The sequence below is a fragment of the Stackebrandtia soli genome (assembly GCF_965137155.1).
GTDB classification, from domain to species: domain Bacteria; phylum Actinomycetota; class Actinomycetes; order Mycobacteriales; family Micromonosporaceae; genus Stackebrandtia; species Stackebrandtia soli.
This window is the reverse complement of sequence record NZ_CBCRZX010000053.1, coordinates 1-15,122: the sequence shown is the minus strand read 5'-3', so window position 1 is coordinate 15,122 and position 15,122 is coordinate 1. Positions and strand designations below refer to the sequence as shown.

Below are 15,122 nucleotides of genomic sequence, written 5' to 3'. Positions count from 1 at the left end.
GCGCGACGACGAGGCCGTCACCGCGAGCGGCACGACCCGAGTTTTGTCTTTTCAGGATGGATTGAGAGGTTCCGCCAGCTCGGCGAGGCCCGGAAGATCGGCCGGTCGAACCGTGGCGTTCGGCAGAACATAATGGAACGCGGCGCTCACCCTCGACACGTCGACCGCTCGCAACGCCGCCCAGGCCTGCCGGTATGCCGCCAACTGTACCGACGCCGCCCGCGCGTCCTCGCCAGTGGGCAGTCGCCCCGTCTTCCAGTCGACGACCTCGTAACCGGACTCCGTCGCGAAGACCGCGTCCATCCGCCCGCGCACCACGACGCCGCTCAGCACCGTCGTGAACGGCACCTCCACGGCCACCGGCGTGCGTGACGCCCACGACGACGCCTCGAACGCCGCCCGCAACCGATCCAACAACGCGTCGTCGGCGGCCTCGGGGTCGGCCGCGCCCGGCAGGTCGTCCATATCGAACAAAGCGGTGCCGCCGAGCCGCCGCTCGACCCACGCGTGAAACGCGGTGCCCCGGCGCGTGTGCGGAGCCGGGGGCTGCGGCAGCGGACGACGCAGCCGCCGGGCGAACGCCTCCGCGTCCGCGTGCCACGCCACCAGGGCCGACACCGACATCGCGGGTGGGATCTCCACCCCAATGACGTTCGCGTCGGCCGCGTCGCGCTCCGCCAACAGCAGCTTCGCCTCGTCGCGCCACCGCGAACCTTCCGCAGAGGACACCGCCTCGGTCGGATCGAGCTCCGCCATCGCCTCCAGCACGGCGACCGCAGCCGCGGTCGCGCTCTCCTGTCGATCCCCGAGCGGCGCCTTCGACGGCCACGACGCCGTCATCGCCTCCGCCAGCACCGGGTTCTCGCCCTCAGGCTTCGCCATCCAGCGGACGGCGTTCGCGCCGTAGTCAACGGCCTCGGTCAGGAACGGCGACGGGCCACGCGCCTCCGTCGCGTCCCCCCACCAGTAACCCGACACCCACAACCGCCTCCGCGCCCTGGTCATGGCGACATAGGCCAGCCGACGCTCCTCCTTCAGGTGCGCGGCGGCGAGATCGCGCTTCAGCTGGGATTCGGCCTTCTTCAAGTCGGCCGCCGACGTCGACTCTCCATACTGGAATATTGGTAGCTCCTCCGCATCACCACGCAGTGGATACGGCAGCTTCCCCGTGTTCTGCAACCAGTTCGTTCCCGCGCCCTTGCCCGGGAACACGTCCTTCGTCAAGCCGCACACCGCCACGGCGTCCCACTCGAGCCCCTTAGCCGCGTGAACCGTCAGGATCTGCACCGCGCCCCGTCGCTCCGTCGCGCCCGTGATGTCGAGCCCGTGCTCCTGCTCCTCCGCCGCCTCCAGATAGGACAGGAAACCGGCGAGATTCGGCGACGCCGACCGAGCCTGATAGGCGCTCGCCTCATCGCAGAACGCGTCCAGACGATGCCGATCCTGACCCGTCACCGCGATCTCGGTGTCCAGACCCGTCACGTCGACGATCTCCGCGATCAGATCGTCGACGGGCTGATTGACGCGCGACCGCAGCAGCTCCAGTTCGTCCCTCAACGCCGCCAACCTGGCGGCACCGAGCGGGCTGTACCGATCGACGTCCCCCAGATCGTCCAAAGCGTCCGTCAACGACACGTGCGTCAGGCCGTCCGCGTCCGGCTCGTAGCCACGACTTCGGGGGCGCAACTCCTCGACCCGTTCGTGCAGCGCCACCAGATCACGAGGGCCGATCCGCCAACGCGGCCCCGTCAACAGGCGCATCATCGCCGCGCCCGCGGTCGGCCGGGCGAGAACCGTCAAGATCGCGTAGACCTCGCGGACCTCGGGAGCGTCCAGCAGACCGCCCGAACCGATGACCTCCACCGGCAACCCGGCCGCGCGCAGTTCGCGCTCCACCGGGCCGATCTGGCTGCGCCGCCGTACCAGGACCGCCGTCGACGGCGGCTCATCGGGATCGGAACCCCGCCACAGTTCCCCCGCCCGCTCGGCGATCCAGCGGGCCTCGTCGTCGACCGTCTCGCACAGCGCCGCCTCGACGACGCCGACCCCGGCCGCACCCGGTTCCAATGGGGACACCGGCAGTCCCTCGTCGCGCAACGGCTGAGACAAGGCGTTGGCGATCGCCAGCACCTCGGACGTGTTCCGCCACGACACCGTCAACTCCGCGCGGTGAGCCGCCGCACCCGAGCTCGTCGGGAAGTCCCCCGGAAAGCGGCCGAGGGTGCCCGCGCTCGCGCCGCGCCAACCGTAGATCGACTGGCACGGATCACCGACCGCCGTCACCGGATGCCCATCGCCGAACAGCGAACGCAACAGAGAGACCTGGGCGACCGACGTGTCCTGGTACTCGTCGAGCAGCACCACCCGGAATCGCTCCCGTTCGATCCGGCGGACGGCGGTCGACGTCGAAGCGACCTGCGCCGCCTGTCGGATCTGATCGGCGAAGTCGACTCCGCCCGCAGCCCGTTTGCGGCGCTCGTACTCGGTGATGATCGGCAGTAGCTGGGTCCGCGACCGCAGCGCGCCGACGATCTTGCGGACCTCCTGATTGGATCTCTTGCCGGAGCGCGCCTCCAGCTCCTCCAACAGCGCGGTCGAGTACTCCTCGACGTCCTGCGGGTCGCGCAGGTGATCGGCCATCTCGTCGGACAGCGCGCGAACGCGCGCGACGACCGTCTCCACGGCGAGGCTCGTCGCCGACATGTCGCCGTCGTACTCGCGCACCGCCTGATGTGCCAGTTGCCACGCGTGCGCGGCCGACAGGACCGTCGTACCCGGCTCGATGCCGACCCGTAGACCGTGCTCACTGACCACGTTGGACGCGTAGGCGTGGTACGTCGAGACGACCGGTTCGCCCACCGACTGGAAACGTGAGTCCACAAATGACAACTTGGCGAGGCGCTGCCGAACCCGGGTCGCGAACTCGCCCGCGGCCTTGCGCGTGTACGTCAGGCCGAGCACCTGATCGCCGCGCACGAAACCGTTGGCGATCAACCAGACCACCCGCGCGGCCATGGTCGCCGTCTTCCCCGAACCCGCGCCCGCCACGATCAGCAGCGGCTCCAACGGCGCCTCGATTGCCGCGACCTGCTGCTCCGTCGGCGTGTGCGGGTCACCGAGCAGCGCGGCGAGCCGCCGCGCGCTGAACTCCGGACGGTTCATCCGGTCACCGGCTTTCCCTTGCCGCTGATCGGACAGCACTGCTTCACCGCGCACGTCCGGCACTTGTCACTGTGGATGGCCAGGAAGGTCGAACCCGCCATCGTCTTGGCGACGCCCGCCAACTTCTCCTCCGCCCAACCGGGATTCGCCGCGTCGGGAAGAGCCGGCTGCGTCATCGTCGACGCCGCCTTCGAACCCAACTCGGGATACACCAGTTCGCCCCCGCCCGGCGGTGCTCCCGGCGCCAACGCCTCGAACGCGCCCCGCTGAATCGCCACCTGGTACGCGGCCAGCTGAAGATGCCGTTCCATCTCCGCCTTCCGCGGTTTCGCCGTGCCCGTCTTGATGTCGACGACATGCAGCCGCCCCGTCAGGTCGAGTTCGAGCCGATCGACCTTGCCCTTCAGCGACGCCGTCACCGTCGTGTCCGGCACCGGCACGTCGACGCGGAAAGCCCGCTCGGCCGCCACGAACTCACGCGGATTCGCGTCGAGCCACTGTGCCAGCTGATCGGCCATCCCGAAGACCCGTTCGCGTTCCTGGGCCACCTTCCACGTGGCCTCCTTCGGCAGGGTGTCGATGTGGTCGGCGAGGACCTGCTCCATGGCCGAACGCGGGTCCGGCGCGGTCGCGGCCCGCTCGGCGGCGGCGTGCACGAGCGTCCCCAGTTGCTGGGCGATGCCGGGCGGTTCACTGCCGCCGTGCTGCTCCAGCAGCCACCGCAACCCGCACCGGTCGGCCTTCTCGATCGCGGACGGGGACAGGTTCACGGTGCCGCCGTCGTCGACGATCGGACCGTCGTCGGACAGCGGTGCCACCCCCCACCAACGGTCGGGATGGGCGGCCGCCACGCCGTCGGCGGCCAATCGGGCGAGGAGGGCGATCGCGTCGTCCCGTTCCGGGCCGTCGGGGCCGATCGCGACGCGACGAAGGCGCGCCACCAGACCCGACAGCGTCAGCGGTGTGGTGACGGTGTCTCGGCGCTCCGGCTCGACGCCGAGCTCCGCCGCGAAACGGCTCGGAAGTTCCTCGTCGTCGTCAGCGACCGTCGTGACGAGGAGACGGTCCCGAGCCCGGGTCATCGCCACATAGAACAGTCGACGTTCCTCGTCGAGCAGCACCTTGATCGGGTCGACGACGTCGGCGGCTCCGCTCGTCAACGTCTCGACCAGGTATTCGGCGCCCATGAGCGAACCACGCGGGCGCAGGTTCGGCCACACACCCTCCTGGACCCCGGCGACCACGACGAGATCCCATTCGCGGCCCTTCGCGGAGTGCGCCGTCAACAGTTCGACGGCGGGTCCGCGCCGGGCGTGCTCGGCGACCGAGTCGGCGGGCAGCCGCTGTTCCAGGACGTGGCCGACGAACACCTCGCACCCGGCGCCGGGCAGGCGGTCGGTGAACTTCGCGGCCCAGTCGAACAGGGTCATCATCGCGTCGAGGCCGGCGTCGGCACCGAAGGCGCGCGAGTCGGCCGACACGGCGCGACGGGCGAGCGTCTCGCCGAGATTCGACCTGTCCCACACCGCCCAGAGCACGTCCTCGACCGTTCCCACCGTGTCTCGCGCGCACTCCATCAGCCCGGCGATCCGGCGTGCCGGATCCGCCCACAGCTCATCTGGAATGGACACGAGGAGGGACGGCTCACGCAGCGCCTCGACGAGCAGTTCCCCTGAGGACCGGAACGTGTCGTCGGCGGTCGCCTGAGTCCGCAGTGCCTGTCGGAGACGGCGCTCGCTCAAGGCGTCCCCGCCACCGTACGGGGATTGCAGGAGCGCCGAGGCCGTCTCCTCGTCGAGAGACTTCGGATCCAGTCCACAACGGATGGCGGTCAGCAGGTGGGTGACGAGGGGCTGTGCCGACAGCGGAGTGTCGTCGCTGCCGGAACGGATCGGGATGGCGGCGTGCCTCAGCGCCCGCTCGATCGGGCCGAGCTGCGTCGCCGATTTGACGATGACCGCCATTCGGGACCACTCGACACCGTCGCGAAGGTGCGCGGTGCGCAACCACTGGGCGACATGGGCGCCCTGTTGCGTCGCCGACGGTACTTCCAGGACGACCACGTCGCCGTCACCCGATTCGGGGCGGGGCGCGTGATCGCTGGCGCGGTGCGCGCCTCCGGACAACCGCTGCGAGACGGCGTGCGCCGCCGTGACCAGTTCCTTGGCGCTGCGATGGCACACCGGCAGGTCAATGTGGTCGGCGGGGTTTCCGTCGGAGTGCGGGAACAGGTCGGTGAACTGGCGCATGATCCGCGCGTCGCCGCCGCGGAAACCGAAGGTGGCGGAGTCGGCGTCGCCGAACGCGGTGATCGACGCCCCGGCCGAGACGAGGCGCAGGAGCGCGACGCTCGCCGGGTCGATGTCGTGCAGTTCGTCGACGAAGACGAACCGTGGCGGGGTGATCAGGTCTGGTTGATCGGCGAGTTCGCTGGCGGCGGCGCGGACGATCTCGGCCGTGTCGTAGGACGCGGCGCCCGTCACCGAGGACAGCGCGAGCACGTCGACGTACCGGGTCACGAAGTCCGCAGCCGAGATCCATTCGGGACGGTCATGGCGTCGGCCCAGTTCGGCCAGACGTGGGGCGGAGACGCCTCGTTCCGTCGCGCGCAACAGCAGGTCACGCAACTGCGCGACGAACGCCGAGGTCGCCAATGCCGGGCGCACCGATTCGGGCCAGTCGATCGTGTCGGAGGCGAGCAACCGCCGGATGATGACGTCCTGTTCGGGGCCGGGCAACAGGATCGGCGGCGGCGCGTCGCGGGCCGCGGCGGCCAGCCGCAGGATCGCGAACGCGTAGGCCGCGAAACTGAAGACGGGCACCTCGTCGCCGGTGCGGTCCAGCCGTGCCGCGATTCTTCTGCGCAGGCGGGAGGCGCCGCGTCGGCCGAATCCGAAGACGAGGATGCTTCCGGGCGCGCTGCCCTCCTCGACTCGCGCGGCGACCGCTTCGACGAGCGTCGTCGTCTTCCCACTGCCGGGACCACCCGTGACCAGCAGCGGGCCGGTGCGATGGTCGATGACTTCGCGCTGGTGGCGATCGGGCAGCAGTAGACCCGCGGAGGCCGGATCGACCGACTCTCGCGCGACGAAACGATAGCGGGCCGCTGTCACGTCCGACATCAAATCACGCAGGTACGACGGCACCGTCTGCGGGCGATCGTCCCGACTGTTCGATTCGGTCTCGGACACTCGTTGTCAACGCGGGTGGAAACCTTGTGTCACAGGCGAAGTGTGATCATTCCGGATGTGCCCGAGAGACGGTCGGCCTCGTCGGCGCCGCGTTCCCAACCGGACGGAAGGGTCGTGCCCGTCCCGTGTGGGGGGACGGGCACGACCTCGGTGGTGCTAGAACGCGGGGATGACGGAGCCGTCGGAGAAGGTCTCCTTGATGAAGTCCGCGACCTCGGGCGAGTTGAGGAGCTCGCCGAGGGCGACGACGTCGGGGTCGTCGGTCTTGTTCGCGTTCGTGACGAGCAGGTTGACGTACGGGTTGTCATCGGTCGACTCGATGGCCAGCGAGTCCTTCGACGGAACCAGGTCGGCCTCGATCGCGTAGTTGCCGTTGATGACCGCGAGATCGACGTCCTCCAACGAGCGCGTCAACTCGGCCGCCTCCAACGGGACGATCTCGACGTTCGACGGGTTACCGACGATGTCGTCCTCCGTCGCCAGCGTCCCCGCGCCGTCCGCGAGCGTGATGAGTCCGTTGTCCGCCAACAGTTTCAGCGCCCGGCCGCCGTTGCTCGCGTCGGCGGGGATGGAGACCTGGGCGCCGTCCGGCAGGTCGGCGAGGTTATCGATGCTCGACGAGTAGGCGCCGAGCGGCTCCACGTGGACACCGGTCACGGAGACGAGGTCGGCGTCGCTCGCCTTGTTGTACTCGTCGAGGAACGGTTGGTGCTGGAAGAAGTTCGCGTCGAGGTCCCCGGCGTCGAGTGCCGCGTTCGGCTGGTTGTAGTCGGTGAACTCGCGGATCTCCAGGTTGAGCCCCGCCTCCTCGGCCAGGTTCTCCTTGATGAACTCGAGGATCTGACCATGGGGGGCGGGCGTGGCGCCGACGAGCAGGGTGTCGTCGGCGTTGCCGCCGGAGCACGCGGTCACGCCTCCGACGACGGCCAACGAAATTACCGCGGCTGCTGATCTCACAAATGAGGCCATTGAAACGTCTCCTTAGTAACAGGTTTTTCGTGAACGCGGTCGCGCCGGTCGGCACGCCGAGAAGGGGAGTTTTCCGATATGTCGGACATGTCCAGGGCGCGCGGGGGCGCCGATCATGCCGGTGGGTTGATTCAGCGGTGGTCGAGGCGGCGCGCCGCCAGATCGCCCACGAACTGCACGATCTGGACGAGCACGATGAGCAGCACGACGGAAACGATGAGGTATTCGGTCTGGTATCGGTGGTATCCGAAGCGGACGGCGAGGTCGCCGAGCCCACCGCCGCCGATGGCACCCGCCATCGCCGAGTACCCGGTGAGGGCGACGATCGTGACGGTCAGGCCTCGGACCAGTGCCGGGAGGGCTTCGGGAACGAGTACCCGCCAGACGATGCCGCGTCGTCGCGCGCCCATCGCCTCGGCGGCCTCGATGAGACCGGGGTCGACCTCGATCAGGGCCGATTCGACGAGTCGGGCGAAGAACGGTATCGCCGCGACGGAGAGCGGTACCACCGCCGCGGCGCTGCCGATGGTCGTTCCCGCGATGAGCCTCGTCAGCGACGAGATCGCCACCATGAGGATGATGAACGGCGCCGATCGTCCGATGTTGACGATGACTCCGAGGACGCGGTTGACGACCCCGTTGGGGGCCAGACCGTTCGACCTCGTGACGAACAGGATGACGCCGAGCCCGGATCCTCCAACGATCGTCCACAGTGTGGACAGACCGATCATGTGCAGGGTCTCCAGGCTCGCGCGGATGAGATTCTCCGTCATACCGGACGCACCCCGTACCTGTTCTCGGCGAGCCACGCGAGGGCCTTCTCGGCGGCGGGCGTATCGGGCAGACGCAACCGCATCCGACCGACAGTTCCGTCCGAGACGGTGTGCACGGCTGCGTCGGTGATGGACGCGTCCAGATCGAACCGCCGCACGAGCGTGGCCAGGACCGGCTCACCGACGGTCGACGCCGTGAACGTGATCTCGGCGTCGATCCCGTCGCCGTCGTTGGCGGACGGGGCGAGCCGGAACGCCTGATCCCCGAGGATCGACCCCGGCTCGGCGAGCAACCCGGCCACGGCACCGTGTTCGACGACCCGACCTTCATCCATGATGGAGGCCGTGTCGCAGATGCGCGTGATGACGTCCAGCTCGTGCGTGATCAGCAGGATCGTCAGGTCGAGTTCGTCCCGCAGCCGTGCCAACAGGTCGAGGATGTCGACCGTGGTGTGCGGGTCGAGCGCGCTCGTCGCCTCGTCGGAGAGCAGCACGTCCGGTCGGGGCGCGAGGGCGCGAGCGATCGCGACCCGTTGCCGCTGTCCTCCGGACAGTTGCGCGGGGTACGCGTCGGCCTTGTCGGTCAACCCGACTAGTTCGAGCAGTTCGGCGACGCGGGCGCGCCGGGCGGAGCGTTCCGTCTTGTGCAGTCGCAGCGGAAGCGCGATGTTGGCGGCGACGGTTCGGTTGTCGAGTAGCTGAAAGTGTTGGAACACCATCCCGATCCGGGCGCGTTCGGTCCTCAGTCGGGAAGCGGACAGTGCCGTCAGCTCGGTTCCGCCGACGGCGACTGTTCCCGAGTCGGGGCGTTCGAGCAGGTTCGCGGTGCGCAGCAGTGTCGACTTGCCCGCGCCGGACCTGCCGAGCACCCCGTGGATGTGTCCTTTGGGGACGTCAAGGCTGACGTCGTCGACGGCGCGCACGGCGCCGTAATTCTTCGATACATGATGGAGCGTGATCAAGACATGACCTAAACGGAATGCGTGCGGACGAGCGGTCGCTTCGGGGCGCGACCTGGCAGAAGGCCCTCAGTGGGCACACATTCGACGACACGCACGCCGCGCCGACATCGTGACGCGGACTGCGTCACGGCGGCACATGTTGCGGCGGGTGTTCGTCATGGCGGCCAGTCAACCAGGGGGAGTGGTGACCGCCAAGTGATTGTGAGAAAACTTGCACGACTGGTCGGGTCGCTCCCCGAACACACCGTGTCCGGTGGCAGGACGGGGGTGTAGAACGTCGCCGCGATATGGTTCGGCACGTGACTACTCCCCAGCAGGTGAGCATTCCCGGAACGGACTTCCTCGTTGAGCAGTACCGACTGCCCAATGGATTGAGGGTCGTCCTCAGCCCGGACAGGGGGGTCCCGGTCGTCGGGGTGGCGGTCGTGTACGGGGTCGGAATCCGCTCCGAGGTGCCGGGCCGTTCCGGATTCGCGCACCTCTTCGAGCACCTGATGTTCCAGGGATCGGCCAATGTGGCCAAACTGGAGCACATGAGCTACGTCCAAGGTTCCGGCGGCACGCTCAACGGTTCGACGCATCTCGACTACACGGACTACTACGAGGTGCTGCCGTCGAACGCGCTGGAACGCGCGCTCTTCCTGGAGGCCGACCGCATGCGCGGCCCCGCGATCACCGAGGAGAACCTCGCCAACCAGATCGACGTGGTCAAGGAGGAGATCCGTGTCAACGTGCTGAACCGGCCGTACGGCGGGTTTCCGTGGCTGAAGCTGCCCCCGGTCATGTTCGACACCTTCCCCAACGCCCACGACGGCTACGGCTCGTTCGAGGACTTGGAGGCGGCGACCGTCAAGGACGCCACGTCCTTCTTCGAGACGTACTACGCGGCGGGTAACGCCGTGCTGGCGGTGACGGGCGACTTCGACGTCGCCGAGGCCGTGACCATGATCGAACGGCATTTCGGTGACGTTCCGACCCGACCTGCTCCCACTCGGCGTGACCTCACCGAACCGGACCTCACCGCCGAACGTCGATCGTCCTATGTTGATAAACGTGCGCCGCTGCCGGCCGTCGCGGTGGCCTGGCGGGTCCCAGACCCGGCCGCCGACATCACCGCCTACCTGCCGTACGTCGTCCTCGGGGAGCTGCTCACCGACGGCGACGCGTCGCGTCTCGTCGAGCGCCTGATCCACACCGAACGCGCCGCGACGAGCATCAGCGGTTACGTCGGGGTCATGGGCGAGCCGTTCGCCGTAGCCGACCCCACCGCCATGATCCTGTCGGCGCACCTGCCGAACGGTGGCGACGTCGACAAACTCCTCGCGTACACCGGCGAGGAACTGACCCGCCTCGCCGAGGACGGGCTCGCGAAGACGGAACTGGCGCGCGTCAAGGCCCGCATCGCGGCCCACCTGCTCCGCGAGGACGACGCCGTGATCAACCGCGCCCTGCGGCTCGGCACCAGCGAGGTCCTCCACGGAGACGCGACCCTCGCGACCCGGTTCACGAAACTGCTCGCCCAGGTCAGCGAGGAAGACATCGTGTCGGCGGCGGCGACCTTGACGCCCGACCGACGAGCCATCATCGAGGCGATCCCCGGGGGAACCAAGTAATGACGACGACGATTGCGGTACCCGAGCTCGCGCCCGCGACCGAGTTCACGATCCCGGAGTACGGTGAGCGCCACCTGCCGAACGGCCTGACGGTCCTCGCGATCCACCGCCCGTCGGTGCCGATCGTCGAGATCCGTCTGCGTATCCCGTTCGCTTACGCGGACGTCGCCGTCGCCTCGGTCATGGCGCAGACCCTCCTCTCCGGAACCAGCACGGCATCCGTTGTGGACATAGCGGCGCGTGTTCAGGCCGTCGGCGGCGGTCTCGCCGCCGGCGTCGACCCCGACCGGCTGATCATCGCGGGTAACAGCCTGCGCGGTGGCATCGGCGAACTCCTCGCCGTGACCGCCGACGTCTTGCGCGACGCCACCTACCCCGCCGACCAGGTCCGCGTCGAACGCGAGCGCCTGGTCGACCGCATCTCGGTCGCCCGCCAACAACCCGGCCACCTGGTCCAGCGCGCCCTGCTGCGCCGTCTCTACGGCGAACACCCCTACTCCATCCAGGTCCCCGAGCCGGAGGACGTCGCCACCGTCACGTCCGAGGCGCTACTCGCGCTGCACGCCGAACGCGTGCACCCCGTCGGCGCCACGCTCGTCATCGTCGGCGACCTTCCCGTCGACGAGGCACTCGACGCCGGTGAGGCCGCGCTGGGCGCGTGGAACGGCGGCGGCGAACCGCTCGTCCTGGCGCCCGCGCCATCGCCGCGCACCGGGCCCCTCGGCCTCGTCGACCGCCCCGAGTCCGTCCAGTCCTCACTGAGGCTGGCCCTGGAGGCATACCCCCGCACCCACGACGACAACGCGGCTCAGCAACTCGCCAACCTGATCTACGGCGGGTACTTCTCGTCTCGGCTCGTCCACAACATCCGCGAGACGAAGGGGTACACGTACTCCCCGCGCTCCACGGTGGACCACGCGCTCGCGGGCAGCATGATCGTGATCGCCGCGGACGTCGCCACCGAGGTGACGGCGCCCGCCCTGTGGGAGATGCGGTACGAACTGGGACGGCTCGCCGTCACCGAACCGACGTCCGAGGAGCTGGAACAGGCTCGGCGGTACGCGCTCGGGACGTTGCGGATCGGGACGGCGACGCAGGCGGGTCTCGCGTCGCTCACGTCGACGTTCGCGGGCATGGGTTTGCGCCCGGACTGGCTGCTCGACCACGCTCGTCGGCTCTCCGCGGTCTCCATTGAGGATGTGCATCGGGTGGCTCGCGAGATCTTCGCTCCCGCCAAGGCGATCGCGGTGGTGCTCGGGGACGAGCGGGAGATCGCGGACGAAATCCGGGCGTTGGACGAAGTGGACATACTGGGATGACGCTGTGGCTGGCGCGCACGGTCCTGGATCGAGCGGCGCATCGCCGGAATGATCCTGAGTGGATCGCGAAGGCGTGGAAGCGGGCGCGCGTCATCGTCGTCGACCCGACCACCGGGCACGTCCCGGTCGTGGGTGATCCGCCGAGGCTCGCGTTCGTGGCCGCGGACGACGCCCCCGAAGGGGAGCGCCTGTTCCTCGGGGGTGAGGAGGAACCGTACTTCGCGGTCGCCGGTCCCGTTCCGGGCGGCGCCGGACTGCGTGAGGTCGGCGCGAAGCTGTCCGAGTTCGAGGCCGACGTCCTGACGGTCGCCGTCGCGTTGTCGCGCTGGCATCTCGATCACCGGTTCAGTTTCGCGTCGGGACGACCGACCGAGCTGTCGGCCGCAGGCTGGGAACGCCGTGACGGTGACACCGTGCTGTGGCCGCGTACCGATCCGGCCGTCATGGTGCTCATCACCGACGGCGCGGACCGGTGTCTGCTCGCACGCGGCGTCGGTTGGCCGGAGAAGCGGTTCTCGTGCATCGCGGGTTTCGTCGAACCGGGTGAGTCGGCGGAGGCCGCCGCGCGCCGCGAGGTCGCGGAGGAGGTCGGTGTCACGATCGACGCCCTCGACTACGTCGCCAGTCAACCGTGGCCCTATCCGCGTTCGTTGATGCTGGCGTACGAGGCGGTCGCGGACCCGGCGGAGCCGATCGTTCCGCAGACCGACGAGATCGCCGAGGCGCGCTGGTTCGATCGCGCCGACATCGCCGACGCTGTCGCGGGTCGACCGGCGCCGTTGCTCAGTTCGATCACCATCTCAATCTCCCGGTTCCTTCTCGAACGGTGGCTCGCCGAAGGCACCGGCTCCGCACACCGTGCGTAGCGTGCTTCGTCATTCGTTCGGGTGATCCGGTGGCGGCGAGCTGAAGTCGTCTGGCGGCGAACCTGAAGACACGCCGGAGCGATCGGCGTTTATCTGTTTGACGCCCTGGTCGTCGCGGTATGAAATGTCGACGACGGGCCATGTGGGTGGTCTGCCCCCGGATTTGGGGTGGGGTGTGGAAGCGCTGGTTTCATGCCAGTGAGCGCGCTTCGCCGCCCGTACCTCCGGCCAGCGCACCTGGCCGCCCACACCGGGGGACCCATCGAAGTCTTGGGCGGCGATCGCCCTTTCCTTCCACGACCGGGTTTCGGCGTCCACGGTTCCGGCAGTCGCCCGCGACCTTCGTTCGCGCATCGGTGCCAGACCAACGGTTTCGCCATTCGGTTGTGCCCGCACGTCCCTTCGCCTCGCACCGACGAGACCGATCGCGACGCACCCCTGTCAAGCGCGCCCTCGTCGTCGCAGGCGCGCACACCGCCGCGACCGCCGAGCGCGCCTTCCAACCGATCCATGCCAATCCCGTTCCGCCCGCCCGAGTCGGCCCCGCCCCCTCATCCGCCGTTCGGCTGAATTCTCGATCCATGCTTGAAAAGACTCCTTTCGAAAGATATCTTTCGATACATGTCCGCCACCGAGGAAGACAACGACTGGCCAGTCCGGCAGATCACCGACCTGGACTCCCTTCGCGCGCTCGCGCATCCACTGCGGATGCGTCTGTTGGAGCTCCTGGCCGCGCACGGTCCCGCCACCGCGACCGAGCTCGCTGGCCGCGTTGACGAGAGTCCCGCCAACTGCTCCTGGCATCTGCGAAAACTCGCCGACGGCGGTTTCATCACCGAGACCGGTGAGGGAACGGGCCGCCGTCGGGAGTGGAAGTTCGTGCCACGGGGCTCGTCGTTCGGCAACACCGACGACCCCGAGCTCAACGCCGCCGGCGACGCGGCCGGCACGATGCTCATCGAGCGCGAACTGGCGGAGTACCGCGAATGGACGACGCAACGATCGCGGTTCGGTCCCGAGTGGAGTGACGCTGCGTTCTCCACCCAGTCGATGCAGTGGCTCACCCTCGAAGAGCTGGAGACGCTCAACGCGGACATCACGCGCCTACTACTGCGAAACATCAACCGATTCACTGATCCGTCGCTTCGCCCGCCCGACGCCAAACTGATCCGCCTGATGGCCTGGGGTGCCCCGTCCATCGACCTCAACGACACCCCCGACAACGATAAGACCACTGAGGACACCCCATGAAGTCCATCCTGAGTAATAGATCCTTCAGATTCATGTTCACCGGAATGGTCGCCGGAATCATCGGCGACTCTCTGCTACTGATCACCCTGGCGATCTGGGTCAAGGACCTCACCGGATCCGACGGCGCGGCAGGTCTGACGATGTTCTTCCTGGGGGCGCCGTACCTCATGGCACCCCTCGCGGGCTGGCTGGTCGACCGCCTGCCGTTCAAGCCGTTCCTCGTCGTGGCGAACCTGCTCAACATCCTCGTGTTGCTGCCCCTGGCCTTCGTCTCCGGCGTCGCCGACGTGTGGATGATCTATCTCGTCGCGTTCATGCTCGGAGTGGGTGGCGTCGTCGACACCCCCGCCGTCAACGGTCTGCTCAAACTGCTCCTGCCGGATGATCAGCTCGTCGACGCGAACGGCCTGTCCCAGACCGTTCGTCAGGGCATGCGTCTCCTCGGTCCGATCATCGGCGCCGGGATCTACATGACGGCCGGCGGTTTCGCGGTCGCTATCCTCGACGCCGTCTGCTTCGTGATCGCGGCGGCCATGTTCGCGCTCGTCGCCGTCGAGCAGCCCCGCCGGGAGCCGTCCGGTCTGGCTTGGCGGGCCGAGATCTCGGCCGGGTTCCGTTTCCTGGCCAAGGAGAAGGCGTTGCTGCGGGCCGTCAGTGGCATGTTCATCGCCGCGTGGGCGATCGGAGCGATCGAGTCGGTCGGTTTCGCCATCGCCGACAAGGGCCTCGGCCAGCCTTCGGAGTTCATCTCCGTGATCGTGACGGCGATGGGCGTCGGCGGCATCATCGGCGGCGTGCTGGCCGCCCGGATCGTCCGCCGGTTCGGGGAACTGGGATCCGAGGGCGCCGGTCTCCTCTGTCTCGCCACCGCATTCCTCCTGTGGTCCATCCCGAGCATTCCCGTCGTCTTGGGGTCGGCGGCGCTCGCCGGATTCGCGCTGCCCGTGGTGATCGTCGCTGACAACACCCTGATCCAACGTCGCTCCCCGAAGGAACTCATCGGTCGAGTCTCGGCG

Annotated in this window: 10 protein-coding genes; 5 read left to right on the top strand and 5 right to left on the bottom strand. The window is 68.5% G+C overall.

The window, feature by feature from the left end; genetic code table 11:
• Positions 1-51 precede the first annotated feature (51 nt).
• From ACM9NP_RS21035 to ACM9NP_RS21015, 5 genes are all read right to left on the bottom strand, one after another.
• Entirely contained in the window at positions 52-3,216 is a 3,165-nt protein-coding gene (locus ACM9NP_RS21035) for an ATP-dependent helicase (RefSeq protein ID WP_415648483.1), read from the bottom strand.
• Positions 3,159-6,275 (bottom strand): ATP-dependent helicase, encoded by a 3,117-nt coding sequence (locus ACM9NP_RS21030; RefSeq protein WP_415648482.1) that lies wholly within the window; start codon positions 6,273-6,275, stop codon positions 3,159-3,161. The genes ACM9NP_RS21035 and ACM9NP_RS21030 overlap by 58 nt, the downstream gene beginning before the upstream one ends.
• A gap of 234 nt (positions 6,276-6,509) precedes the next feature.
• Complete coding sequence (locus ACM9NP_RS21025) at positions 6,510-7,322, bottom strand: MetQ/NlpA family ABC transporter substrate-binding protein (RefSeq protein ID WP_415648481.1); 813 nt, start codon at positions 7,320-7,322, stop codon at positions 6,510-6,512.
• Positions 7,323-7,453: 131 nt separating this feature from the next.
• Positions 7,454-8,095 (bottom strand): methionine ABC transporter permease, encoded by a 642-nt coding sequence (locus ACM9NP_RS21020; RefSeq protein WP_415648480.1) that lies wholly within the window; start codon positions 8,093-8,095, stop codon positions 7,454-7,456.
• Complete coding sequence (locus ACM9NP_RS21015; RefSeq protein WP_415648479.1) at positions 8,092-9,057, bottom strand: methionine ABC transporter ATP-binding protein; 966 nt, start codon at positions 9,055-9,057, stop codon at positions 8,092-8,094. Before ACM9NP_RS21015 ends, ACM9NP_RS21020 begins: the two co-directional genes overlap by 4 nt.
• A gap of 287 nt (positions 9,058-9,344) precedes the next feature.
• On the opposite strand from ACM9NP_RS21015, the gene ACM9NP_RS21010 reads away from it, so the two are divergent.
• The 5 genes from ACM9NP_RS21010 to ACM9NP_RS20990 all read left to right on the top strand — a co-directional run.
• Positions 9,345-10,670, top strand: a complete 1,326-nt coding sequence (locus tag ACM9NP_RS21010) for a M16 family metallopeptidase (RefSeq protein ID WP_415648478.1) — start codon at positions 9,345-9,347, stop codon at positions 10,668-10,670.
• Positions 10,670-11,989, top strand: a complete 1,320-nt coding sequence (locus ACM9NP_RS21005) for a M16 family metallopeptidase (protein WP_415648477.1) — start codon at positions 10,670-10,672, stop codon at positions 11,987-11,989. The genes ACM9NP_RS21010 and ACM9NP_RS21005 overlap by 1 nt, the downstream gene beginning before the upstream one ends.
• Positions 11,986-12,855, top strand: a complete 870-nt coding sequence (gene nudC, locus ACM9NP_RS21000; protein ID WP_415648476.1) for an NAD(+) diphosphatase — start codon at positions 11,986-11,988, stop codon at positions 12,853-12,855. The genes ACM9NP_RS21005 and nudC overlap by 4 nt, the downstream gene beginning before the upstream one ends.
• Positions 12,856-13,476: 621 nt before the next feature.
• A complete protein-coding gene (locus ACM9NP_RS20995; RefSeq protein WP_415648475.1) occupies positions 13,477-14,106 on the top strand; it encodes a winged helix-turn-helix domain-containing protein in 630 nt (209 codons plus the stop codon).
• The coding region (locus tag ACM9NP_RS20990; RefSeq protein WP_415648474.1) for an MFS transporter at positions 14,103-15,122 on the top strand (1,020 nt) is incomplete at its 3' end. The genes ACM9NP_RS20995 and ACM9NP_RS20990, both read left to right, overlap by 4 nt.

Excerpts from the sequence above, each read along its gene's own strand:
- ACM9NP_RS21020 (WP_415648480.1), bottom strand. The coding sequence starts at position 8,095 with ATGACGGAGAATCTCATCCGCGCGAGCCTGGAGACCCTGCACATGATC.
- ACM9NP_RS21025 (WP_415648481.1), bottom strand. The coding sequence starts at position 7,322 with ATGGCCTCATTTGTGAGATCAGCAGCCGCGGTAATTTCGTTGGCCGTC.
- ACM9NP_RS20995 (WP_415648475.1), top strand. The coding sequence starts at position 13,477 with ATGTCCGCCACCGAGGAAGACAACGACTGGCCAGTCCGGCAGATCACC.
- nudC (WP_415648476.1), top strand. The coding sequence starts at position 11,986 with ATGACGCTGTGGCTGGCGCGCACGGTCCTGGATCGAGCGGCGCATCGC.
- ACM9NP_RS21010 (WP_415648478.1), top strand. The coding sequence starts at position 9,345 with ATGGTTCGGCACGTGACTACTCCCCAGCAGGTGAGCATTCCCGGAACG.
- ACM9NP_RS21005 (WP_415648477.1), top strand. The coding sequence starts at position 10,670 with ATGACGACGACGATTGCGGTACCCGAGCTCGCGCCCGCGACCGAGTTC.